Annotated in this window: 19 protein-coding genes; 7 read left to right on the top strand and 12 right to left on the bottom strand. The window is 60.5% G+C overall.

What is annotated here, in order from left to right; genetic code table 11:
- Nucleotides 1–18: 18 nt before the first annotated feature.
- From aroE to HWX91_RS24720, 5 genes are read right to left on the bottom strand one after another with little or no spacing between them, the layout of a single operon-like run.
- Complete coding sequence (aroE, locus tag HWX91_RS24740) at nucleotides 19–852, bottom strand: shikimate dehydrogenase (protein ID WP_028195200.1); 834 nt, start codon at nucleotides 850–852, stop codon at nucleotides 19–21.
- Nucleotides 849–2072: a CaiB/BaiF CoA transferase family protein gene (locus tag HWX91_RS24735; RefSeq protein WP_028195199.1), complete on the bottom strand. Its 1224-nt coding sequence runs from the start codon at nucleotides 2070–2072 to the stop codon at nucleotides 849–851. The genes aroE and HWX91_RS24735 overlap by 4 nt, the downstream gene beginning before the upstream one ends.
- Nucleotides 2072–2530, bottom strand: a complete 459-nt coding sequence (locus HWX91_RS24730; RefSeq protein ID WP_028195198.1) for a MaoC family dehydratase — start codon at nucleotides 2528–2530, stop codon at nucleotides 2072–2074. The genes HWX91_RS24735 and HWX91_RS24730 overlap by 1 nt, the downstream gene beginning before the upstream one ends.
- Nucleotide 2531: 1 nt before the next feature.
- On the bottom strand, nucleotides 2532–2924 hold the full coding sequence (locus HWX91_RS24725; protein WP_028195197.1) for a VOC family protein: 393 nt from the start codon (nucleotides 2922–2924) through the stop codon (nucleotides 2532–2534).
- Complete coding sequence (locus HWX91_RS24720; protein WP_028195196.1) at nucleotides 2921–3871, bottom strand: ketopantoate reductase family protein; 951 nt, start codon at nucleotides 3869–3871, stop codon at nucleotides 2921–2923. Before HWX91_RS24720 ends, HWX91_RS24725 begins: the two co-directional genes overlap by 4 nt.
- A gap of 95 nt (nucleotides 3872–3966) precedes the next feature.
- Between HWX91_RS24720 and HWX91_RS24715 the strand changes: the two genes are divergently transcribed.
- Nucleotides 3967–4872, top strand: a complete 906-nt coding sequence (locus tag HWX91_RS24715; RefSeq protein ID WP_028195195.1) for a LysR family transcriptional regulator — start codon at nucleotides 3967–3969, stop codon at nucleotides 4870–4872.
- Between the two features lie 209 nt (nucleotides 4873–5081).
- Here the strand turns inward: HWX91_RS24715 and HWX91_RS24710 are convergent, their stop codons facing one another.
- Nucleotides 5082–5876 (bottom strand): SDR family NAD(P)-dependent oxidoreductase, encoded by a 795-nt coding sequence (locus tag HWX91_RS24710; RefSeq protein WP_028195194.1) that lies wholly within the window; start codon nucleotides 5874–5876, stop codon nucleotides 5082–5084.
- Between the two features lie 104 nt (nucleotides 5877–5980).
- On the opposite strand from HWX91_RS24710, the gene HWX91_RS24705 reads away from it, so the two are divergent.
- From HWX91_RS24705 to HWX91_RS24695, 3 genes are all read left to right on the top strand, one after another.
- Nucleotides 5981–6871 (top strand): LysR family transcriptional regulator, encoded by an 891-nt coding sequence (locus tag HWX91_RS24705; protein ID WP_028195193.1) that lies wholly within the window; start codon nucleotides 5981–5983, stop codon nucleotides 6869–6871.
- A gap of 169 nt (nucleotides 6872–7040) precedes the next feature.
- Complete coding sequence (locus HWX91_RS24700) at nucleotides 7041–8171, top strand: sensor histidine kinase (RefSeq protein ID WP_028195192.1); 1131 nt, start codon at nucleotides 7041–7043, stop codon at nucleotides 8169–8171.
- A gap of 725 nt (nucleotides 8172–8896) precedes the next feature.
- A complete protein-coding gene (locus HWX91_RS24695; protein ID WP_028195191.1) occupies nucleotides 8897–9769 on the top strand; it encodes a manganese catalase family protein in 873 nt (290 codons plus the stop codon).
- Between the two features lie 171 nt (nucleotides 9770–9940).
- Here HWX91_RS24695 and HWX91_RS24690 read toward each other — a convergent pair whose 3' ends face one another.
- Nucleotides 9941–10351: an NUDIX domain-containing protein gene (locus HWX91_RS24690; RefSeq protein ID WP_030099677.1), complete on the bottom strand. Its 411-nt coding sequence runs from the start codon at nucleotides 10349–10351 to the stop codon at nucleotides 9941–9943.
- A gap of 964 nt (nucleotides 10352–11315) precedes the next feature.
- Between HWX91_RS24690 and cls the strand changes: the two genes are divergently transcribed.
- Complete coding sequence (gene cls / locus HWX91_RS24685) at nucleotides 11316–12587, top strand: cardiolipin synthase (protein ID WP_028195189.1); 1272 nt, start codon at nucleotides 11316–11318, stop codon at nucleotides 12585–12587.
- A gap of 45 nt (nucleotides 12588–12632) precedes the next feature.
- Here the strand turns inward: cls and chrA are convergent, their stop codons facing one another.
- A complete protein-coding gene (gene chrA, locus HWX91_RS24680) occupies nucleotides 12633–13871 on the bottom strand; it encodes a chromate efflux transporter (protein ID WP_042274194.1) in 1239 nt (412 codons plus the stop codon).
- Nucleotides 13872–14496: 625 nt separating this feature from the next.
- Between chrA and HWX91_RS24675 the strand changes: the two genes are divergently transcribed.
- The gene (locus HWX91_RS24675) at nucleotides 14497–15072 is read left to right on the top strand and encodes a GNAT family N-acetyltransferase (RefSeq protein WP_042274191.1); all 576 of its coding nucleotides are present in this window, start codon (nucleotides 14497–14499) and stop codon (nucleotides 15070–15072) included.
- 347 nt (nucleotides 15073–15419) lie between these two features.
- On the opposite strand, the gene HWX91_RS24670 is transcribed toward HWX91_RS24675, so the two are convergent.
- Nucleotides 15420–15917, bottom strand: a complete 498-nt coding sequence (locus tag HWX91_RS24670; RefSeq protein ID WP_028195186.1) for a RidA family protein — start codon at nucleotides 15915–15917, stop codon at nucleotides 15420–15422.
- Between the two features lie 602 nt (nucleotides 15918–16519).
- Here HWX91_RS24670 and HWX91_RS24665 point away from each other — a divergent pair.
- Nucleotides 16520–17155 carry an SDR family oxidoreductase gene (locus HWX91_RS24665; RefSeq protein ID WP_028195185.1) on the top strand — a complete coding sequence of 212 codons (636 nt, stop codon included), beginning with the start codon at nucleotides 16520–16522 and terminating at the stop codon, nucleotides 17153–17155.
- 612 nt (nucleotides 17156–17767) lie between these two features.
- Here the strand turns inward: HWX91_RS24665 and HWX91_RS24660 are convergent.
- From HWX91_RS24660 to HWX91_RS24650, 3 genes are all read right to left on the bottom strand, one after another.
- Nucleotides 17768–18202 carry a hypothetical protein gene (locus tag HWX91_RS24660; protein ID WP_176035679.1) on the bottom strand — a complete coding sequence of 145 codons (435 nt, stop codon included), beginning with the start codon at nucleotides 18200–18202 and terminating at the stop codon, nucleotides 17768–17770.
- Nucleotides 18203–18766: 564 nt separating this feature from the next.
- The gene (locus HWX91_RS24655; protein ID WP_028195184.1) at nucleotides 18767–19771 is read right to left on the bottom strand and encodes a transketolase family protein; all 1005 of its coding nucleotides are present in this window, start codon (nucleotides 19769–19771) and stop codon (nucleotides 18767–18769) included.
- Nucleotides 19768–20610, bottom strand: a complete 843-nt coding sequence (locus HWX91_RS24650; RefSeq protein ID WP_028195183.1) for a transketolase — start codon at nucleotides 20608–20610, stop codon at nucleotides 19768–19770. Before HWX91_RS24650 ends, HWX91_RS24655 begins: the two co-directional genes overlap by 4 nt.
- Nucleotides 20611–20650 lie beyond the last annotated feature (40 nt).

Here is a 20650-nt window from a genome sequence, read left to right as displayed (position 1 = left end):
CGCCACGCCGTTGCACTTTCAATCAAGCGGTACCGTGAGCCGGTCGATCACCGCACGGGTCTGAGGCCGCACGCCTCGCCACCAGTCGAATGCTTCCGCGGCCTGTTCCACCAGCATGCCGACACCGTCCGCGATACCCAGTACGCCCGCATTGCGCGCGAGTCTCAGGAAGGGCGTCAAGCGCTTGCCATAAGCGAGTTCGTAAGCCGAGCCCGCGGGACTGAAAACGCTCGGTGGGACAGGCGGCAGATCGCCGGTAAGGCTGGCCGACGTCGCGTTGACCACCAGGTCGAACTGTCCCATCGCCTCAAGGTCGGCGTACCCGCAGGCGGCAAGCGGACCGCTCCTGGCGACTTGCTCGACCAGCGCCCGAACCTTGGCAATGTCCCGGTTAGCGACGACCAGTTCAGCAGGTTGCGCGGCAAGGAATGGCAGCAATGCGCCACGCACGGCCCCACCGGCGCCGAGGATCAGCACGCGCCTGCCGGCCATCGGCAGGTTCAGATTGACTTCGATGTCGCGCACCAGACCCACACCGTCAAAATTTTCAGCGACGATCCTGCCGTCGCTGAAGCTCAGCGCATTGGCGGCACCGGCCAGTGCCGCGCGTTCGCTGCGTTCGTCGGCCATCGCGAACGCCTTAAGCTTGAACGGCGCGGTCACGTTCATGCCTTTGCCGCCCGCGGCGATGAACGCGCGCACGGTCGCGGCGAACGCGTCATGCGGCTCCAACGGTCCTTCGATTGCCGTATAGGACACGTCCTGCTGCGTCTCCTGCGCGAAGAGACCGTGGATCAGGGGGGATTTCGTATGGCCGATCGGGTTGCCGATCACCGCGTACCGGTCAGTCATCGTGACCTCACTTTCGAATACAGCACACCTGCTGTCTGCATCGCGTCGATCTCGGCAGCGCCGAAGCCGAGCGATTGCGCCACTTCCACATTGTGCTGACCGAGATCGGGCGCGACCTCGCTGATCGTCGTGTCGCAATCGGAGAAACGGAAGGGCAGGTTCGGCAGGCGCAACTTGCCGTAGCGCGGATGCTCCTGGTCGACCACCATGCCGCGCGCCACGATCTGCGGATCGGCAAGCACTTCGTCAATGCGCTGCACCTTCGCGCAAGGCACCTCGATACTATCCAGCAGATCGAGCACTTGCACGACCGGTTGGCTTGCCACCCAGGGCTTTACTACGGACAGAATGTCCAATCGGTTCGCATTGCGTCCCGCGCCGGTGTGATAGCGCGTATCGGTGCCGAAACCGGCTGGTCCTCCATGCGACTCGACCAGCGCAGCGAAGCGCTTCCACGCATCGTCCACCTGGGCCGCGATCACGAGGTCGCCGTCGGCGGCTCGAAACACGCCATAAAGCGTCGACGTGGGCATGTCGTGACCGGTCTGCTCCGGCAGGATGCCTTGCATCGTGTAGCACTGCACCGCGTATTCGTGCATCGACACCAGCGTGTCGTAGAGTGCCATGTCGATGTGCTGGCCGCGGCCGCTCTTCACGCGACCGAGCAGCGCGGCATTGATTGCCGCCACCGCGTGAATGCCGGTGTACATGTCGCCAAGCGAGATACGCATGAGTGGCGGCGGCTCACCGGGATTGCCGATCATCTGCATGATCCCGCTCTTCGCCTCGGCGATCAGACCGAAACCGGCGCGGTGCGCGTCCGGTCCCGTATGGCCGTAGGCCGAGATCGAGCAGTACACCAGTTGCGGATTTCGCACGGACAGTTCGTCATAACCGAGCCCGAGTTTGTTCAGCGCACCCGGCCGGTAGTTCTCGACGAACACGTCCGCCGAATCGCACAGCCGCTGCATGAACTCCTTGCCGCGCGGGTCCCGCATGTCGACGCTGACGCCGCGCTTGCCCATGTTCAGTTGCAGGAAGTAACCGCTCTGCTCGTCGTCGAGCACAGTGGCGTGCTGACGACCCGCATCGCCGCTGCCGGGCCGCTCGACCTTGATGACTTCGGCGCCGAGCGCCGCGAGACAGCGCCCCACATACGGACCGGCCAGAAAATGGCTGTAATCGACGACGCGAATACCTTCGAGAGGACGTGCTTGCATCAGAATGCTCCCGGGCGGCGCGGCACCATCAGACGATGCTCGCCATGCTGGACGACATGTCCGTCCTGATTAATCAGTTCGGACGGCAGTACGACGATCCCCCAGTCGGGACGGCTCCGGCTCGCGCGCATCACGCCCACACGGAATTTCACGTGCAGCACGTCGTTGACCTTGATGGGCAGGTTGAAGTCCCACGTCCAGCCGAGCGACATACCCGGCAGGAAGCGGTAGTCGCTCTGGGTCTTGAGCCCGTCGGCGATAGACAGGCCAAACAGACCGTGTGCAACGATCGAACCGAAGTGGCTCGCGTTTGCGTATTCCTCGTCCACGTGAACCGGTGTGTGATCGCCTGTCAGGTCTGCATAGGCCAGAATGCGCTCCTTCGTTACCGTATAGCTCGGGCTCACGCACTCGTCACCCTCGCGGGCATCGTCCCAATACTTATCGACGATCGGCATCTCAAACCTCCGAGCGGGGATTGATGTCCAGCGCCCGCGCCACGCACGATGCCGGCCGGGCCTGGATCAGTTCGATGGCGAGGCCGTCCGGGAGGCGCAACCAGTTGCGGCCCTGTGGCATTTCGCTGACGTCATACTTTTGCGCGGCAGCCAGCGCGGCCTCCATGTCCTCACACATCACGCCGAGGTGCCCAAGGCGGCCTTCGGGCGCGTCATGCTTCGGGTTATGGATGAACTGCAAACCGCCGAGCGTCCAGTACTGTCGTGGTTCGTCGACGGTGCCGTCGACCTCGCGCATCGTCATGCCGAAAACGTCTTCGAAGAACCGGATGTGCCAGTGGATGTCCTTCACCCAGATGGCGACATGCTCCAGATAAGCCTTGCTACCGTTCATGCGGTTGTCTCCTTGTGCTGTCGATCGGTCATGGCGCGCTCGATGCCCTTGATGCACGCGACCAGCGTCGCGTTGACGGGTGTCGGCACACCGTACCGTTGTCCCCGGCGCACGACCGCGCCGTTGATAAAGTCGATTTCGGTGATGGAGCCTTTTTCGAGGCTTTGCAGCATCGAGGTCTTGAACCTCGACGAAAGTCCTTCGCCTGCCAGGTTCCACGGGCGTTCAGGATCCGTTGTGGAGAGCGTCACACCGGCGGCGTGGGCGACCGCGATCGCTTCGGCGACAGCCGCGAGCGCGGCCGCTTTCAGAAGCGGTTCGTCGTATAGCTGGCCGTAGGTCAGGCCCGTGGTGGCGGACAGCGCGCCGGTTGCGACATTGACCAGCAGCTTGTCCCACATCGTGCCGACAATGTTGTCGCTGACCGTGGTGGCCAGTCCGGCGGCATTGAAGGTTTCAGCAATCGCCGTCACGCGGGACGTTATCCGGCCATCGAGTTCGCCGATATAGGTCGCCTTGCCGGCCACGCCTGACTCGATATGCCCTGGATTGCGCATCACGCCGCCGACGTACGTCTTGCCGGCCAGCACGCGCTCGCGCCCGACGATGTCGGCGAGCACATCTTCGTGCCCGAGGCCATTCTGCAACGACAGGACCAGCGTGTCGGGTCCGATCAGGTCCAGCGCGCCGCGCATCGCTGCGTCGGTATGAAACGACTTGACCAGCACGACCACCAGATCGGCGGCGCCGGCTTCGGCGGCACGTGTCGTCGCTTTTACCTTCACACGACGCGAACCATTCGCGTCGTCCACGCACAGACCGTCGCGCCGCATGGCCTCCACATGGGCCGCCGAGCGGTTCAGCAACCAGACTTCGTTGCCGCTTTCGGTCAGCGCGGCGCCGATGGCACAGCCCAGAGCACCCGCACCTAAAATCGCAATCTTCACTGCCGTCTCCTTGATGTGGAGACCACGATATGATCTGGTGCTCATGTGCGCAATGCAATGGATACAATGACGTCATTGCGCCAGACAATATTGCTATGAACCCGGCAGAACTCCCCGATCTGAAGCTGCTGCAGCTCTTCGACCTTCTCTACGATGTCCGCAGCGTCACGCGCGTCGCGGAGCAGCTCGGCCAAAGCCAGCCGACGATCAGCATCTGGCTCGGGCGTTTGCGAGCGCATCTGCAAGACCCGCTGTTCATACGTACCCCTGGCGGTATGGCGCCGACGCCGCAAGCCGATGCGCTGATCGGTCCGTGCCGGGAGATTCTCGAATCGCTGCGGCGCTTCGCTGCGTGGGAGATTGCCTTCGATCCCACCACCGCAAAGCGGCGGTTCCGCATCTGCATGACCGACGCGAGCCACATCACGCTTCTTCCGCGCATGCTGGCGCACGTGCGCGCGCAGGCGCCTGGGATCCGCCTCGAAGCGGCCAGAATCGACGGCAATACCGAACGCGCGCTGGAATCAGGTGAGGCAGACCTTGCGATCGGTCATGTGCCCTGGCTCGGCGGCGGCATTTATCAGCAGCAGTTGTACACGCAGGACTGGGTGTGTTTGCTGAACAAGCATCACCCTCGGGTGCGCGCGAAACTGGGGCTTAAGCAGTACCGCGCGGAAGGGCACGTCGCCATCGCGGCGGGGACCGGGGCGCAACTGCTGGAGCAGGCGCTTGTGCGCGAACAGGTTGAACGGGACGTCGTACTCGAGTTACCGGGTTTTCTCGGGCTCGGCGCCATCATCAAGAGCACCGATCTGATTGCCACGCTGCCGCGGCATATCGGCGAGACGTTGGCCAAGGTGAATGACTTGTCGGTGCGTCCGTGTCCGATACCGGTGGAGGGATTTGCGGTGCGGCAGCACTGGCACGCGCGCTATCACCACGAAGCGGGCAATCGCTGGCTGCGCGATCTGGTCGCTCGGCTATTCAGCAGTCTGCGCTGACGTTTCACGCGACGTCGGTTGTCGTGGCGCCGACGTGTCACCATGCATCAACCGGTCGGCGCGATTAAGGCAACTCCAGGCGGCTATTTTGTTTGGTAATACTCGTACGAAAGCTGCCACATTCAACTTGGGCTGTCGTCTACTCCAGGAAGGAACCGATGGTTTGGCCCTTCCCGAAGCCGCGTTGAACGAGCGAAAAAGCGCGCGACCTATGCAATGGTCCGAACGACACCGCCGTCGACACGCAAGGAAGTGCCCGTTGTCGCCGACGCCTGCTCCGAGCAGACATAGACGACCAGGTTTGCGACTTCTTCGGTCGTCGCGAAGCGATTGAGGAGCGTGGTCGGGCGATTCGTTTTCAGGAACTGCTGCTCGGCTTCTTCACGCGAAATGCCTTGCGCATCTGCGTTCGCCTGCGCCCAACCGCCCATGATCTCCGAATTCGTCGGACCAGGGAGAACCGAATTAACGGTGACGCCCGTTCCGCCGACCACCTCGGCCAAGCCCCTCGCAATCGCGAGTTGAGCGGTCTTGGTCGTGGCGTAGTCGATCATGTCCTTGGGGATGGCCAGCGCGGACTCGCTACTGATGAAGACGACGCGTCCCCAGCCGCGCTTCGTCATGTTCGGCACATAGTGGCGGGCGGCGCGAATGCCGCTCATGACGTTAAGTTCGAAGAGATCGATCCACTCGCTGTCCTCAATTTCGAAGAAGGACTTCGGACGCCCCGTACCCACATTGTTGACGAGAATGTCCGCATCCGGCGCCTGCGCGAACAACTTTGCCGCGCCTTCCGGGGTCGAAAGATCCGCGATCACGCCGGTAAACTCCGCCTTTGGCAAGAGTTCGCGAAGCTCACGAAGTGCCGTGGAGACGCGCTTCTCTGTGCGGCCGTTGATCACGACCGCGGCGCCCGCGCGCCCCAGTCCTTCTGCAATGGCTCGGCCGATGCCTGCCGTTGACCCAGTAACGACCGCCTTGCGGCCAGTAAGATCGATATTCATGACACCAGTCCTTCAACGTGTGGAGAAAGCTGGATTGTGGGTGATGTCGGAATCAATGATAATGACTTAAATTTGCATAATATTAATTCCCGGGAGGAATGGAGGTGGATCGATTCCAGGAGTTAAACGCCTTCATAGCCGTAGTTGAAGCAGGCGGTTTTACCGCCGCCGCGCGTAGAACCGGCGATTCACAGTCGGCCATCAGCAAGGCTATCGGCGCGCTCGAGAGACGCCTCGGGGTGGCGCTATTTATCCGAAGTACGCGCAGCGTGACCCTGACGGATCAGGGGCAGAGATATTACGACCGGACCAAACCGCTGCTTGACGAGATGGATGATGCCGATAGCGAGCTGACCAGCAGCACGCATAGTGTCTCGGGTCCGATCAGGATTGCCGCATCAGGTACTTTTGGCCGTCTTCATGTTTTGCCGCTTATCCCCGATCTGCTATCACTCAATCCTGGCCTTCAGGTGGATCTCATTCTCTCGGACTTCGTGCGAGATATGGTGGAAGATGGGATTGATCTGGCGATCCGGGTGGGGCCCGTGAACGATCCTGACGCGATCGTCAGGCGCGTGGCCAGCACGCCTCTCGTCTGCGTCGGATCCCGTCGCTACTTCGAGCAACGCGGAATGCCAAAGACGCCGGCCGAACTCGTTGATCACAATTGCCTTGTATATCGCGGCTTGACGGAGCCGACGCATTGGCCTTTTGTAGGGCCAGAGGGTAGATTTAGCGTGTCCGTGCGCGGAAATCTCACGTCCAACAGTATCGAAACGATCCGGGCTGGTGTTTTAGCCGGTGTGGGAGTCGGCCTGTTTGCCAGGATCTCTCTCGCCGATGACCTCCGACATCCGGACGTCATCACCGTTCTGGACGAATTTATAGGCGACGCCAGAGACATAAGTCTCATCTGGCCAAGACGCCGATTTGTACCGGCGCGTGTGCGACAAGTCACCGATTTTTTCGCAGAGGCCATACCGCGGCGTATTTAGTCTTCCGAAGCTTGATCAACGATCCGGGCTTCCGGGTTTGGTCATTTTGTGACGTTCGGCTGCGTCGCGCAAACGGCCGCTCCCGCCTTTTCGATCGATGTTCGTCCCTGATTTGCGCGTACCATAGGGGCGGCTGTGCGGATATCCGACTCGCCCTGGAGACGCTTCTATGCGACTTGCTGACTTTATCTTGCGGCAATCAGAGCCGATTCTGGCGCAATGGGAGGCGTTCGCCGCCTCCTTCGTGCCGGCTGCGGCAATTATGGAACCGTCGGCGTTGCGAGACCATGCGCCAGAGATCCTGCGCGCGGTGGCAAAAGACCTGCAGACTGCACAGACGAGGGAAGCACAGTACGAAAAATCAGTCGGGCGGGCCCCCGCTCCAATCAATGCGACCGAAACCGCCGCGCAAACGCACGCCCTTCTGAGGGCACGGTCCGGCTTTAACATCAAACAACTCACGGCCGAATATCGCGCGCTGCGCGCAAGCGTACTCCGCTTGTGGATGGACGATTGCGCGCCCGACGCACCTCATCTGGACGACGTCATTCGCTTCAATGAGGCGATCGATCAGGCACTTGCGGAATCGGTCGACTTTTTCAGCGCGCAGGTTGAGCAGAGCCGTAATCTCCTGCTTGGCATGCTCGGGCACGACATGCGCAGCCCTCTCCAGGCGATCCAGATGACTGCGTCGTATCTTGAAGCACTGAATGCCGGGGAGCAAGTATCGGACGCAGCAGGTCGCCTGATACGCAGCGGGGCCCGGATGCAGGCGTTGCTGGATGACCTGTGCGATTTCAATCGGACCAGACTGGGCTTGGGCATCAACGTGATACCCAAGCGTGTCAATCTCGCGGACGTGCTTGCTGAAGAACTGGAAGAGTTGCGAGCCATTCATCCGGACAGGCAGATTGAGCTGCACGTGACGGGGGATTCACAAGGAGTCTGGGACGGCCAGCGCCTGCAGCAATTGCTCGGAAACCTCGTACTCAATGCGCTCAAGTATGGGGCTCAGGACACTCCGGTGCGCGTGATGGTGACGTGCGACGTGACGCATGTCCGTATCGACGTTAGCAACCGTGGACCGGCTATTGAGCGCGCGACACTGGCGCGTATCTTCGATCCCCTGATGCGGGGGGACGAACAGCAGAGCAAAGACGACAGGGCGCGTAATCTCGGACTGGGCCTGTATATAGCGAGCGAAATTGCCAAGGCCCACAATGGTGCGATCGAAGCGCGCTCCGACGAGACGGAGACCTCATTTTCAGTGTCGCTCCCGCGTGCTGGCAAACCCGGATAAGGCGTTGCTGGTTCATTGCGACGAGGCTGAGTGCCTCCCGCGTCGGTAGTCGCCGGTTGTGTGCTGAGGGTAAGCGGTCGTCCAACCGTCGAGTCGCAATGACGCCTTGGCGTCGAACCGGGCCGTTTAAAATCAAGTTGGAGGGTCTTTTGGGGCGGCGATGGTTCAAGGGAAATGACGGGGGCGAAGCCAGTCTGAGAGCTCAGTTTCAGCACAGTCCTTCCACATTCATGCCGTGCCCGATGCATGGCGCATCCACTACGTTGCGCCAGACTATTCTGACGAGCGCCCGCGCTTGCAGACAATCCGGAAGAGCCTGGTGGGGGAGATTTGGCGGATGATCACGGCACCCGTCTGTTCGTCGAAAATTACGATCTAACGGCCCTGTATTACAGTTTTGCGCACCGCCGAATCGTTGAACTTGCTTAAGCGTCGCCCCACGCGGCCCACTGTCGGTGTGTTGACTAAATGGGTGAGCTGGGCACAGCGCATGCTGGGATTCGTGCGGCACTGTGTTGCCATGCTCGGCAATTTCGCCGGGCATCCGCCAGAGCGTCCGCTCTGAGAGCCGGGCGCCCGTCGTTGGGTGCGGGCAGCCGTCTGGCTGTGCCGCCGTCCGGGTTGATCAATCCACGGTCGTACGCGATTCCACGCGGGTACAGGCACGTAACCGTTCCTCGCACCCCACAGGGGGAATTGCTTCGGCCAGTCACCGGAGAAGTCTCATGTTTATCCACAACAAACGCCTTCAGTACACCGTGCGGGTTGCCGCGCCGAACCCGGGTCTTGCGAATTTGCTGCTCGAGCAATTCGGCGGCCCCCAGGGAGAACTGGGTGCCGCGTGCCGATACTTCACCCAGGCGGTCAGTGAAGATGACCCGGGGCGCAAGGACATGCTGTTCGATATCGCAACCGAAGAACTCAGCCATCTGGAGATTGTCGGGTCGATCGTTGCGATGTTGAACAAAAGTGCGAAGGGCCAACTGGCCGAAGCCGTCGAAGCGGAGGCCGAGCTATATCGTTCGATGACCGGTGGCGGAAACGACTCGCACACGACGGCTTTGCTGTACGGCGGTGGCCCAGCCCTCACCAATTCGGCGGGTGTCCCCTGGTCTGCGTCCTATGTCGACACGATCGGCGAACCCACGGCCGATCTGCGCTCGAACATTGCGGCGGAGGCTCGCGCGAAGATTGTCTATGAACGCCTCATTAACGTCACCGACGACCCGGGCATCAAGGAAGCACTGGGATTTCTGATGACCCGCGAAATTGCCCACCAGAAATCGTTCGAGAAAGCTTTGCATTCGATCCAGCCCAACTTTCCTCAAGGCAAACTGCCTGGCGTACCGCAGTACACCAGCGTGTACTACAAGATGTCGGAAGGCGAGGACGCACCGCGCGGACCGTGGAATGAAGGGCCAGAATGGGAGTTCGTCGCCTCCCCGGCGCCTGCCGTGGATGGAGGGGACGGAACGGCCACGGTCAATGTATCGAAGCGGGATGTAAAGGTGCTGCAGTCGATGGCGTCGCGAACTGCGTCGGATACGAGCTCGGATCCGACAACAGGGGCAGACCTCGGCGCGGGTCAAGCTGTCTGACGTTGCAGGCAGGTGCGCGGCTGTTCAAAGCGGCCGCGCGCTCAATGTCTTGTGGCTGGCGCGAACGTCTCTTTCGAAAGAGTCGAGGGACTGTTGTGCGCTCACGGTCCTGCGCCATCACGGCGCCGGACGCTGTTCTTTTCGGCGGATCCGGGGTGGCGTTGAGGTTATTCACTCGACTTGCTCCGACATCTGCTGCAAACCGCCGTGTTCAGCAGCGACCACGCGGCCAAGGAAAAGCTCGACGATTCCCCGGGTCGGCACACTCGCGGAAAGCGTCCCGATCTTGACGGGCGGGAACCATTTGCATCGGGTGATTTCGTTGCTCGCCTGCGCAACCGATTCATACGCCACGTCGGCGAAGAATACATAGTGCAGCGTGTTGAACCCGCTGAACTGAAAAAGGTAAGTCAATTCGGTCGCGGTGAGTGTCGTTTCCTCCGCCAGCTCACGCAGTGCGGCTTCGTGAGGTGCTTCCCCTCGGCGGATTCGGCCGCCCGGAAGCGCCCATCGCGATCTCAGCCTGGCAACCAGCAAGACACGGTTGTCCCGGACACATAAAACGGTTGCCCTCTCTTTCATGGATGTCTGTCCGTTTGATCGCAAAGCGCTAAAAGACCTCAATCATAATTTAGCGTGTTGATGACGTCTTTTTGGCCGCGTACGCTACCGTAAAATCGTGCCAATGCGGAACTCGCAGGCTTTGGCAATCAGGAAATGTCGGTGCGGGACGGGGAGTATAGCGATGAAAATGTCTCACAGATTAGGGAGCTCCGATACGGCGGGGCCGGTGTGGGGGCTTGTCTTTGGCATGTTCATGACGGCGGTCGGGATCGGCCTGTGGTTTTATGCGACATCGCGGGCCCCGGCGGGACGACAAGATGAATCGTTGGCCGTAGCGGCCGTTATCGTCGGCCTGTTTTCTGCCGTCTATGCGGGGCGCGAACTCTGTCACAAACGTCGGTAGATCGCCTTGGGGCGCGTAGGCGATCGGCTTGCGCCCAACCGCAATCGATATCGACCGACATGCGACCTGGACATTCCGCGGCGGTATCACTGCGGCCCACCGGCGACAGTCGCGGCAACGCAGTCTCGCTGCGCTGCGGACGTGACCTGGCCTGGCCGTTATAAGTGCGTCGAGGGAGGTTAGCTTCTTGTCACACGTTCCCAAACACTGAAGCAGCGAGATGTACTCCCGCCGCACTGCAATCACGCCCTCAAGTGCCACCAGGGCTTGCTCAACTTTGCGGGGTTGTCGTCGCAGGTCATCTGTCATTTCAATCCTCCTGACGGACGAGCGCGTCCTGTTCGCGCATGACGAGGTTCAGCGACTCCGGCGCATCTTGGCTCAGAAGGCTGCGGATAATCCGGCGAGCTTCTCTGGTTCCCATTAGCACTCTCTTGATGGCGTAGTGAATTGCGCTGACTCTCCATGCGCAGCGCCCGGCAACATGCCGACGAAGGGGAGAAGCGCTGATCTATCCGCGGTCCCGAATACCCGTACACTAACGGTTCCGGACGAGTGTCCGCTACGCGAGGCCCGCGCATGCCGACGATTGCCCTTATTGTCCTGACGGTCGTGGTAACGCTCGTCGTCGTGCTGGTGATCGCGAACCTGACGAGCGGCGAGAAGAAGCTCGAGCACAAGATCGAACGGCTTTACGCCAGTGACGATCCGCAGTTCATTCGCTCGATGGGGCTGCTGCTCGGGCCGCCCGTCGTCCCGGGCAACCGCTTCGAGGTGCTCCTCAACGGCGATGAGATCTTCCCGTCGATGCTGGAGGGCATCCGCTCGGCGCGGCATACGATCACCTTCGAAACCTTCATTTACTGGTCCGGTGCGATTGGCGAGGAATTTGCGCGCGCGCTCTCCGACAAGGCGCGTGCGGGTGTCGCGGTGCATGTGCTGCTCGATTGGGTCGGCTCGTCGAAGATGGACAGGCGCTATTTGCGGATGCTGCGCGAGGCGGGTGCGGAAGTCGTTCGGTACCACAAGCCGCACTGGACCGGTCTTGGTCGCATGAACGACCGCACGCACCGCAAGCTGCTCGTGATCGACGGACACATCGGCTTTACGGGCGGCGTGGGTATCGCCGACGAGTGGAGCGGACACGCGCAGGATGAGAAGCACTGGCGCGACATGCACTTTCGCGTCGAAGGCCCGGCGGTAGGGCAGATGCAGGCGGTCTTCATGGACAACTGGGTCAAGTCGACGGGCAATGTGCTTCACGGCCCGCAATACTTTCCGGAGATCGACGCCGCAGGCGAAGGCCTCGCGCACATGTTCAGCAGTTCGCCCTCCGGCGGCAGCGACGACATGCAGCTGATGTACCTCATGGCGATCACCGCGGCAACGCATTCCATCCACCTGGCGAGTGCGTACTTTGTGCCGGACAAGCTGACGATCAACGCGATCGTCGAGGCAGCAAAGCGCGGAGTGAAGGTGCGCATCATCACGCCCGGCAAACGCATCGACACCCACACGGTGCGCGAGGCGTCGCGCGCGTGCTGGGGCGACCTGCTCGCCGCGGGCGTTGAGATGTACGAGTATCAGCCGACGATGTATCACTGCAAGCTGATCGTCGTCGACGAGTATCTGGTGTCGGTAGGCTCGACTAACTTCGACAGCCGCTCGTTCAAGCTCAACGACGAGGCCAATCTCAACATCTATGACCGCGATTTCGCGCGCCGGCAGACGGCTGTTTTCGACGGTGACGTTGTCAACGCGAAACGCATCACGCTTGACGACTGGCGCCGCCGTCCGCTGCTTGAAAAGCTGCTGGAACGGGTTGTCGCGCTGCTCGATTCGCAGCTTTGAGGTTTGGAGCCGCCCGAGGTGCGCGGAGCTTGTCCGGACATCGGTTCAACGTAAAGCAAACTCGGCTATGCCAGCGAGCGCACCCACCACGACGACCGCGAATGGCGGTACCTTCCAGCGGGTAAGCAATAGAAAGCAGACCGCCGCGACAGCGAAGTCGGCCTTCGAAAGCACCGCACTGACCCATACCGGCGAATAAAGCGCTGTAGCCAGCAAGCCGACTACCGCCGCGTTCACGCCGCTCAACATCGCTGCCGTGGCAGGGCGCGAGCGCAGGGATTGCCAGTGAGGCAGGGCGGCTATGACCAGCAGCAGACCCGGCAGAAATATACCGGCGGTGGCCAGCGCGGCGCCGACCCAGTGACGCGGTGCCTCGGGCATCATCCAGCCGAGAAAGGCTGCGAATGTAAACAGCGGTCCCGGCACGGCTTGGGCCGCGCCGTAGCCGGCCAGAAAATCACTCGGCGCGATCCAACCTGTCGCGACAGTCTGCTGTTGCAGCAACGGCAAGACGACGTGGCCGCCGCCGAACACCAGTGCGCCGGAGCGATAGAAAGCGTCGAACATCTGAATGCCGCGCGTGTTATGTAGCGTCAGTAAAGCGGGGAGTCCAAGCAGAATAACGAAGAAAAGCGCCAGCGCGGCCCATCCGATCACGGGTGAAATGCGCATCGCGGTAAGCGCCGGATGCGGTTCGCTGCCCCGTTGCGCGTCTCCAGTCCTGCAAAAGACGATACCGAGCAGCGCCCCGAGTGCGATCACCAGCAATTGGGCGTACACCGTCGTCAAGACGGCAAGCATTGCGATGGAAATAAGGGCGATGGCCGCTCGCTGACGATCTGGGCACAGACGCCGCGCCATATCCCACACCGCTTGTGCGACCACCGCGACTGCCACCAGTTTCAGGCCGTGGATCAAGCCTTGCCCCGCAGCATTGCCGAGGTCAGGAGCGAGCGCAGCAAAGCCGATAAGCAAGAGAACGGATGGCAAGGTGAAGCCACACCACGCGGCCAAACCGCCGAGCCATCCCGCTCGCATAAGCCCGATCGAAAATCCCACCTGACTGCTGGCCGGGCCAGGGAGAAACTGGCACAGCGCTACGAGGTCGGTGTAGGCCTCATCATCGAGCCAACGCCGGTTTTCGACGAACTCACGACGGAAATAGCCGAGATGAGCGATCGGGCCGCCAAATGACGTCAGACCCAATTTAAGGAAGACCTTGAGAACATCGAACACGTCGATTAATCGGCCGGAGCGTGGCACTGTAACGGGCTGCTGATCCATCAAGTTTTATCCGTGGAGACTTGTCCGCGCATCATACAGTGACGACCTCCGGCCTCTCGGAACGTGCGGCTCGAACGCTCCGCGTGCGGGTAGGGCATCGATCTACCGCGCGGTCACCTGCCCCATTCAATTTTTCGATGGGCGTCTAGTCGCAGTGAACGGGGCTTGCCTGGAACCGTTCAAGCGGGTTTCGACGGTTGGCGTACGAGGCACGCGGACGTCTCTTAAGTAGAAGGTCGAATGGCTGGTGAGGGTAGAACTGAGCCGATCATTATCGGATTCAGTCCGACCATGAAGCGTCATTCGTCCGCTCCGTCGCCCGGACGTTCAGGCGTCGGTTCCACTAAGGAAGCGGCCATCCAATTCGCGATGTTGAACGTTGCTTCGTTGGCCTTAGTCGGCGCTCGCATGTCGACGCTGACATGCCCGCTCGCGGCAGCAGGGCGGTCGTTCGACAGCGGCAACCGCGAAGGGCAGCTATGGCACCAACGAATGCGTACTTTCGACCCATAGGGGGGGGGCGGTTTTCCCTGCAGCAGACATTGACATTCGCGTCGTCAGGCGAACTATTGACGAAAGACTCCTGACTAGACATACTCGCACGCCTTTGTCAACGGAGAGCGATGTGACGAGTGCCAGCTTCGATGTGTTACATCAAGAAATCTCTACCGCACGTCTAAAACTTGTACCGGCGTGTGGCCAGTTCGTGCAGGAGCTTCGAGAATACAGTATTGAGAACCGCGCCCATTTGCAGCCATGGGAGCCGCTTCGAGCCGAGAGCTTTTTTGAAGCTGAATCAGTCGCGCAACGACTTTCCACGATGGCCCATAACAACACTTCAGGGCAGGCTGTGCATCTTCTATTAATTTCCCCGGAAAGCGGAGAAATGATGGGGGAATGCAATTTCACCAACATCGTGCGCGGCCCTTTCCAAGCGTGTCACCTTGGTTTCTCGGTCGGAAAGCGGTTTGAAGGAAAAGGTCTGATGCGCGAAGCATTGACGCCCGCCATTTCGTATATTTTCGACCACGTCAGATTGCACAGAATAATGGCGAATTTTAGGTCCGAAAATGTTCGTAGCGCACAGCTATTGGAGCGGCTAGGTTTTGATCGCGAAGGACTGGCTCGGTCCTACCTAAAAATCAACGGGGTATGGGCCGACCACGTACTTACGTCGCTCGTAAACAACGCAGCGGATTGAATCGGATTCGCGACGTTCATTACCGCGTGTTCGACTCGCATTTTCGAAGAGGCAAGCATGCGCGGCAGCCGGTGAGTACCGGGCGGCGGGTGTTCGCCGTCCCACCAGGATTGTTTTAAAAACGCTTGATTGTCAACAATCTAAACGTGATGTCGAACGGCCGTTCCTGGCCGCGTGTCGCCTCATGCAATTAGCATGCGCCGCTTCACCCTCGCTTCGCTGCGATCGGCAGCACGCGACCCTTCTGGGTCACCCAGATGCTGTCCCTGACCGTCTGCTCTTGGATCGACCCGAGACGATGGTTCCTACACGTGCTTATGAGAGTGGCTCTCGGCGGCAATCCTGGATTAGAGGCGCAGTCCGTCAATCTCAACTTCCGCTTCGCATTCGACGGGCACGTTTAGAGGGAGCGCGACGCCGACGGCTGACCGGGCATGCATACCGATGTCCGGCCCGAACAGTTCAAGGATCAAATCCGAGAAGCCATTTGCGATCCGTGGCATCTGGTCGAAACCGGGCGTTGTATTGACCATTGCAAAGACGCGTACCCAGGCCGTAATGCGATCCAGATCGCCGAGCGCCTTCTGAAGACTCGCCAACTGTGCAAGCGCCACAAGGCGTGCTGCTGCGTAGCCTTCGTCTGAAGAAACTTCCGCGCCGACCTTGCCGACCGGTTGCGCAATCGTCCCATCGAGGTTGAGCGGGACGTGTCCTGAGACAAAAGCTCGCTTGCCGCTCACGCGCACCCATGCAAATGGCAATGACATATTTACGTTTGCAGGCATCTGCAGCGTCTGCGGCAACGTCAGTCCCATCCCCGCCAGCTTTGCTTCGATTCTTGCCATGGCCGTCTCCTCGGGAGCCTGCGAAGAACGGCAGATGTTGGCGGCCGGCTTTTCAAGTCGTGCTACGCCGAACGCGGAAACCAGGGGGATCGATCCCGACAATAAGGCGGCCCCGAGGAACAGGCTGCGGGCAATCTCGCTGGTACAAAGAACACATCAGTGGGGTTCAGAACCGATTGTCACGGTCCGAAGCTGCTATGCGAGCGGTCGCCCGAGCAAAATGAACCACCGGCCGTAGTTGGCCGATTGCACCAGTTCGACGATCGTCCCCGGACCGGACATTTGGATCCTCGGCGGCTCCTTACCTGCGGTTTCTGCGAACGCGTACTACCGGCCAGCAAGCGCCTCTCGTGGGCTCGGGCCGGTTGTCCGCGGTCGTGTCCGTACCGGCCCTCCACGGCGCGCTTACGACGATGGTTCCAAAGTTTGACACTGTACGGAAGACTGCGCTTACGGACGCAGGGAAACTCGGTGACGAGGAATAGCGGTTGGGCCCGCCGTTGCGACTTCCCCCAGCCTGATGGATGCAGAAAACTTTCGCGTTCTGATACTAGACTGTGAATACAGACTGCTGTGTAGCACATCGTTCCAGGAGAAAAGTCATGAACGTTCTGTTAATTGGCGCAAGCGGGAGAACGGGGCGGCTAATAGCCGAAAAATTGCATGCCGCCGCCATCCCGTTCTGCCCGTTGATACGCAACGCGGCAAAAAGCGATGCTTTCGAGCGGTTCGGCGTCCGACCGCTCATTGCCGACCTGACTGGCGATTTCTCGCATGTATTCAGCGGCGTACATACTGTCATTTACGCCGCCGGCTCGGCAGAAACCGAGGGCTCGGAGCAGGAACGCCTGATCGACCGCGACTCGATCATCAAGTCGGTCGATTACGCAAAGCAAAGCAGCGTGGGCCTTTTTGTCGTTATCAGTGCATTGCTTGCGTACGCGCCGGAACGTTCGCAGCAAGCACTACAACACTACGCGCAAATGAAACGCGAATCGGACGACTACGTGATTGCTAGCGGGCTCGATTACCTTGTGCTGCGCCCCGGCACGCTGACAATGGAGCCGGGAGTGGGAACCATTCAGATCGTGTCGGATGCCGACTCTCCGCGCGACCCGGTGGCGCGTGAAGATGTGGCCGAGGTCGTTCTCGATGCGCTCAAGGCGCGCCTGGTGAACAAGGTAATTGGTTTTGTAGGAGGAGATGTGCCTATTGGAGATGCATTAGCCCGCGTGTAGCCCTGCGCCCCGATCACGGCATCAGATCCGCTTTCTCGAACGCTTACCGCCTGCCTTAGCGTTCTCTGTGAAGGATCTGAGTAAGAAATACTCAATCAGAAATAACCCCGTGTAGCCCAAGTGCACCGAACACAATCCGCACCGTCGTTTAGTCTGACGGGGCGAGCGAATGACCGCTGACGAAAAAGTTTTATGATCGGTTTGGGTCGAGAGTGTGAGTCCGTCGATAAGGAAAGCTGCCGCCGGATTGATCCAGGCCGCCAACGTCGGCAATCCGCCACGTTTGGCGACGAAGAACCCGGCCTGTCCCAATGGCGGCTCCGGCCGATGACCAAGCGTTCGTCCTTGACGATTGGATGGCCGTTTACGGAGTGGAACCGTCGCTCGAACATCCGGGCGATGACGCATGTGAGCGGCTGTTTGTGGCCGGGAGCACGCGTTCGCACGAACCGCCGGAAAGCTCCCGCGGATGCCTGTCCACATTTGCTTGCGGCGCTCGCCGATGCTCGTGACGGAGGGGGCAGGCATCCTGAAAATCTGATCAACTGAAGTTGCCCACCTTCTTGATGGTTAGTGCTGCGCAGGAACCGATGCTTGGGCCGCCGCGTCTGTTTATGCGTTCGTTGTGGGCTTGGCTGACGTATGTTTGCTCGGGCTCGGCTTCGTGGCTGCTGGCGTTTCCTTCGTCGCTATTTCTGATGCCTCGGCAAGTAGGCGCATTGCACGGTTCGCAGTGATGCGGCTTTGAGGGATGCCCTTCGCGTCGAGTGCGATCACCTGATACAGCTCACGGTCACATTCCAGCTCCCGCTGATATTGCTCTGCTGTATCGACGAGCAATTCAAGCATGGTCTGCTGACGTCGTCTTTCGTCACTCGTGATGGCAGGATTCCTACATATTGAGGACCCAAGTGTGATCAATGTGTTGAGCTGGCTCAACTGCCGGTTGCATAGATCGAAGCTGGAGAGCGCAAGCTTTTCGTACTGAAGCGCGTCGACAGGCGGGCGTGAAGCGGGTTGAGATTGTTTTGTGGGTTTGCTGCTCATGGTGCGACCTCCCTGGTACTTCCTGGATCGCCCGACACTCGCTTGCTTGGGGAAGGGGTGAGCGGGCACGTGGCGGGTTTGGAAGACCGGTGTTCTAACGAGCCGGCGAGCCTTGCGGCTCCCCCACCACAGCCCGCCCATTGAAAACAACAGACGTGCAGGGGTAGACGCACGCCCGCCTAAGCGGGTGTGCGGTTAGAACAACAGGCTTCCACACCTGACCGCCGGGTGTTTCCCGACGGCTTGATGATTATAAGTCATGGCAACGGTGCAGCGATCAACCAGGCGGGCTAAGTGTTTGCGTTTGGCCAATTGGATAAGACATCGGCGGGACGCGATGGGTTGTCGGGAACCAAAGGATTGCGGACAAGCACGCGGCTAGTTGCTTCAGCGTTGACGGCCAGTACTAACGCGTAGCAGGTTTCGTCAACGCACGGGCCTGGCAGTCGATGGCGGTGCGTCGACGGAACGGACGCACCCCCCTTTCAAACTAGCAGACGACTCGTTTCACGCGCAGGCGGAGCGATGTCCGCCGTGCGGCTGCGTCTGAATGACACCGTGGGCTCATCGAAGCCAGCCCTTGATGGTATCGGCCATGACGTTGGTCGAGATGCCATAGCGATCGTGCAAGGTCGGCAGCGCGCCCGCACCAAGAAACTCATCGGGCAGTGCGATTTGGCGGTACATCGGCGTGACGCCCGCCGTGAGCAGCGTGGTCGCGACCGCTTCGCCGAGGCCGCCGATCACCGAGTGATTCTCGGCGACCACCACCATGCGACCCGTGCGCCGCGCTTCGCGCAAAATCGTCTCAGTGTCGAGCGGCTTGATGGTCGGGACGTGCAGTAAGCCAACTCCCACGTTGTCCGCTTCCAGCAACTTCGCCACCTCCAGCGAGCGCATGGTCATGATGCCCGACGAGATGATCAGCACATCGGCGCCGTCGCGAAGCAGCTTCGCCTTGCCCAGCTCGAACTGATAGTCGTATTCGTCTAGCACGGCCGGAACGTTGCCACGCAGAAGGCGCGCATACACCGGGCCGTTATGCGCGGCGATCGCGGACACCATCTGCTCGGTATCGAGTGCGTCGCACGGATCAATGACCGTCATGTTCGGCATTGCGCGCATGAGCGCAAGATCTTCGGCTGCCTGATGGCTCGGACCGTAGCCGGTCGTTAGCCCAGGCAGCGCGCAGATGATCTTCACGTCGAGGTTGTCTTCTGCGATGGCCTGGTGCATGAAGTCATACGCGCGACGGGTTGCGAATACGGCGTACGTCGTGACGAACGGCTGCGCCCCTTCATGCGCCATACCTGCGGCCGCGCCCATCAGCAACTGCTCGGCCATGCCCATCTGATAGTAGCGGTCCGGAAACTCCTTTCCGAAGATATGCAGGTCGGTGTACTTGCCGAGGTCGGCCGTCATGCCGATCACGTTCTTCTTCTCCCGGGCCAGTTGGGCCAATGCATGGCCGAACGGCGCCGAACGCGTGACTTGTCCTTCGCCGGCAATGGAAGCGATCATCGCCGAGGTCTTCAGGCGCGGCTTCGCGGTAAGAGTGGTGTCGTTCATGCTTGTCTCCCTGCTTCGAGTGCTGCGAGCGCCAGTTGCCACTCGTGGGCATCGACGCGGATGAAATGGTTCTTTTCCCGTTCTTCGAGAAACGGCACGCCGCAGCCCATGCGGGTATCGCAAACGATAATCCGTGGCTGCTCCTTCGGATGATTGCGTGCAGCATCGAAGGCCGCTTTCACCGCGTCAATATCGTTGCCGTCCACGCGCTGCGTGAACCAGCCAAATGCTTCGAGCTTCTCGACGAGCGGCTCGAACGCCATGATCTTCGAGGAGGGACCATCTGCTTGCTGGTTATTGACGTCCACCATGGCGATCAGGTTGTCCAGCTTCCAGTGAGCGGCCGACATCAGGCCCTCCCAGATCGCGCCTTCATCGAGTTCACCGTCGGAGAAGAGCGTGTAGACGAAGGCGTTTGAGCCCTTGCGCTTCAGTCCCAGGCAGCGGCCCACCGCGATCGTGAGACCGTGGCCGAGCGAGCCGCCGGACATCTCCATGCCGGGCGTGTAGCTCGCCATACCGGACATCGGCAGCCGGCTGTCGTCGCTGCCGTAGGTTTCGAGTTCTTCCGGGGGCAGGAAGCCGGCTTCGAAAAGCGCGGCGTAAAGCGCGATCGCGTAGTGGCCGTTGGACAGCAGGAAGCGGTCGCGGCCTTCCCAGTCGGGGTTGTCGGGTTGGTAACGCATCGCACCGAAGTAGGCAACCGCGAGTACATCGGCGATATCAAGTGCCTGGCCGATATAGCCCTGGCCCTGCACTTCGCCCATCAGCAAGGCGTTTCTGCGAATCCGATAGGCGCGCTCGGCGAGCGTCACCGCATCTGATGACGGACTGTTCATGATGTCTCCTTGATTGAAAAATGAGTCTTTGCGGCAAACG

The sequence above is a fragment of the Paraburkholderia fungorum genome, assembly GCF_902833645.1.
Taxonomy (GTDB): Bacteria; Pseudomonadota; Gammaproteobacteria; order Burkholderiales; family Burkholderiaceae; genus Paraburkholderia; species Paraburkholderia fungorum.
The sequence above is the reverse complement of the archived record's forward strand: the minus strand, read 5'-3'. Positions and strand labels throughout refer to the sequence as shown.

Excerpts from the sequence above, each read along its gene's own strand:
- aroE (WP_028195200.1), bottom strand. The coding sequence starts at position 852 with ATGACTGACCGGTACGCGGTGATCGGCAACCCGATCGGCCATACGAAA.
- HWX91_RS24735 (WP_028195199.1), bottom strand. The coding sequence starts at position 2,072 with ATGCAAGCACGTCCTCTCGAAGGTATTCGCGTCGTCGATTACAGCCAT.
- HWX91_RS24730 (WP_028195198.1), bottom strand. The coding sequence starts at position 2,530 with ATGCCGATCGTCGATAAGTATTGGGACGATGCCCGCGAGGGTGACGAG.
- HWX91_RS24725 (WP_028195197.1), bottom strand. The coding sequence starts at position 2,924 with ATGAACGGTAGCAAGGCTTATCTGGAGCATGTCGCCATCTGGGTGAAG.
- HWX91_RS24715 (WP_028195195.1), top strand. The coding sequence starts at position 3,967 with ATGAACCCGGCAGAACTCCCCGATCTGAAGCTGCTGCAGCTCTTCGAC.
- HWX91_RS24710 (WP_028195194.1), bottom strand. The coding sequence starts at position 5,876 with ATGAATATCGATCTTACTGGCCGCAAGGCGGTCGTTACTGGGTCAACG.
- HWX91_RS24700 (WP_028195192.1), top strand. The coding sequence starts at position 7,041 with ATGCGACTTGCTGACTTTATCTTGCGGCAATCAGAGCCGATTCTGGCG.
- HWX91_RS24695 (WP_028195191.1), top strand. The coding sequence starts at position 8,897 with ATGTTTATCCACAACAAACGCCTTCAGTACACCGTGCGGGTTGCCGCG.
- HWX91_RS24690 (WP_030099677.1), bottom strand. The coding sequence starts at position 10,351 with ATGAAAGAGAGGGCAACCGTTTTATGTGTCCGGGACAACCGTGTCTTG.
- cls (WP_028195189.1), top strand. The coding sequence starts at position 11,316 with ATGCCGACGATTGCCCTTATTGTCCTGACGGTCGTGGTAACGCTCGTC.
- chrA (WP_042274194.1), bottom strand. The coding sequence starts at position 13,871 with ATGGATCAGCAGCCCGTTACAGTGCCACGCTCCGGCCGATTAATCGAC.
- HWX91_RS24670 (WP_028195186.1), bottom strand. The coding sequence starts at position 15,917 with ATGGCAAGAATCGAAGCAAAGCTGGCGGGGATGGGACTGACGTTGCCG.
- HWX91_RS24665 (WP_028195185.1), top strand. The coding sequence starts at position 16,520 with ATGAACGTTCTGTTAATTGGCGCAAGCGGGAGAACGGGGCGGCTAATA.
- HWX91_RS24660 (WP_176035679.1), bottom strand. The coding sequence starts at position 18,202 with ATGAGCAGCAAACCCACAAAACAATCTCAACCCGCTTCACGCCCGCCT.
- HWX91_RS24655 (WP_028195184.1), bottom strand. The coding sequence starts at position 19,771 with ATGAACGACACCACTCTTACCGCGAAGCCGCGCCTGAAGACCTCGGCG.
- HWX91_RS24650 (WP_028195183.1), bottom strand. The coding sequence starts at position 20,610 with ATGAACAGTCCGTCATCAGATGCGGTGACGCTCGCCGAGCGCGCCTAT.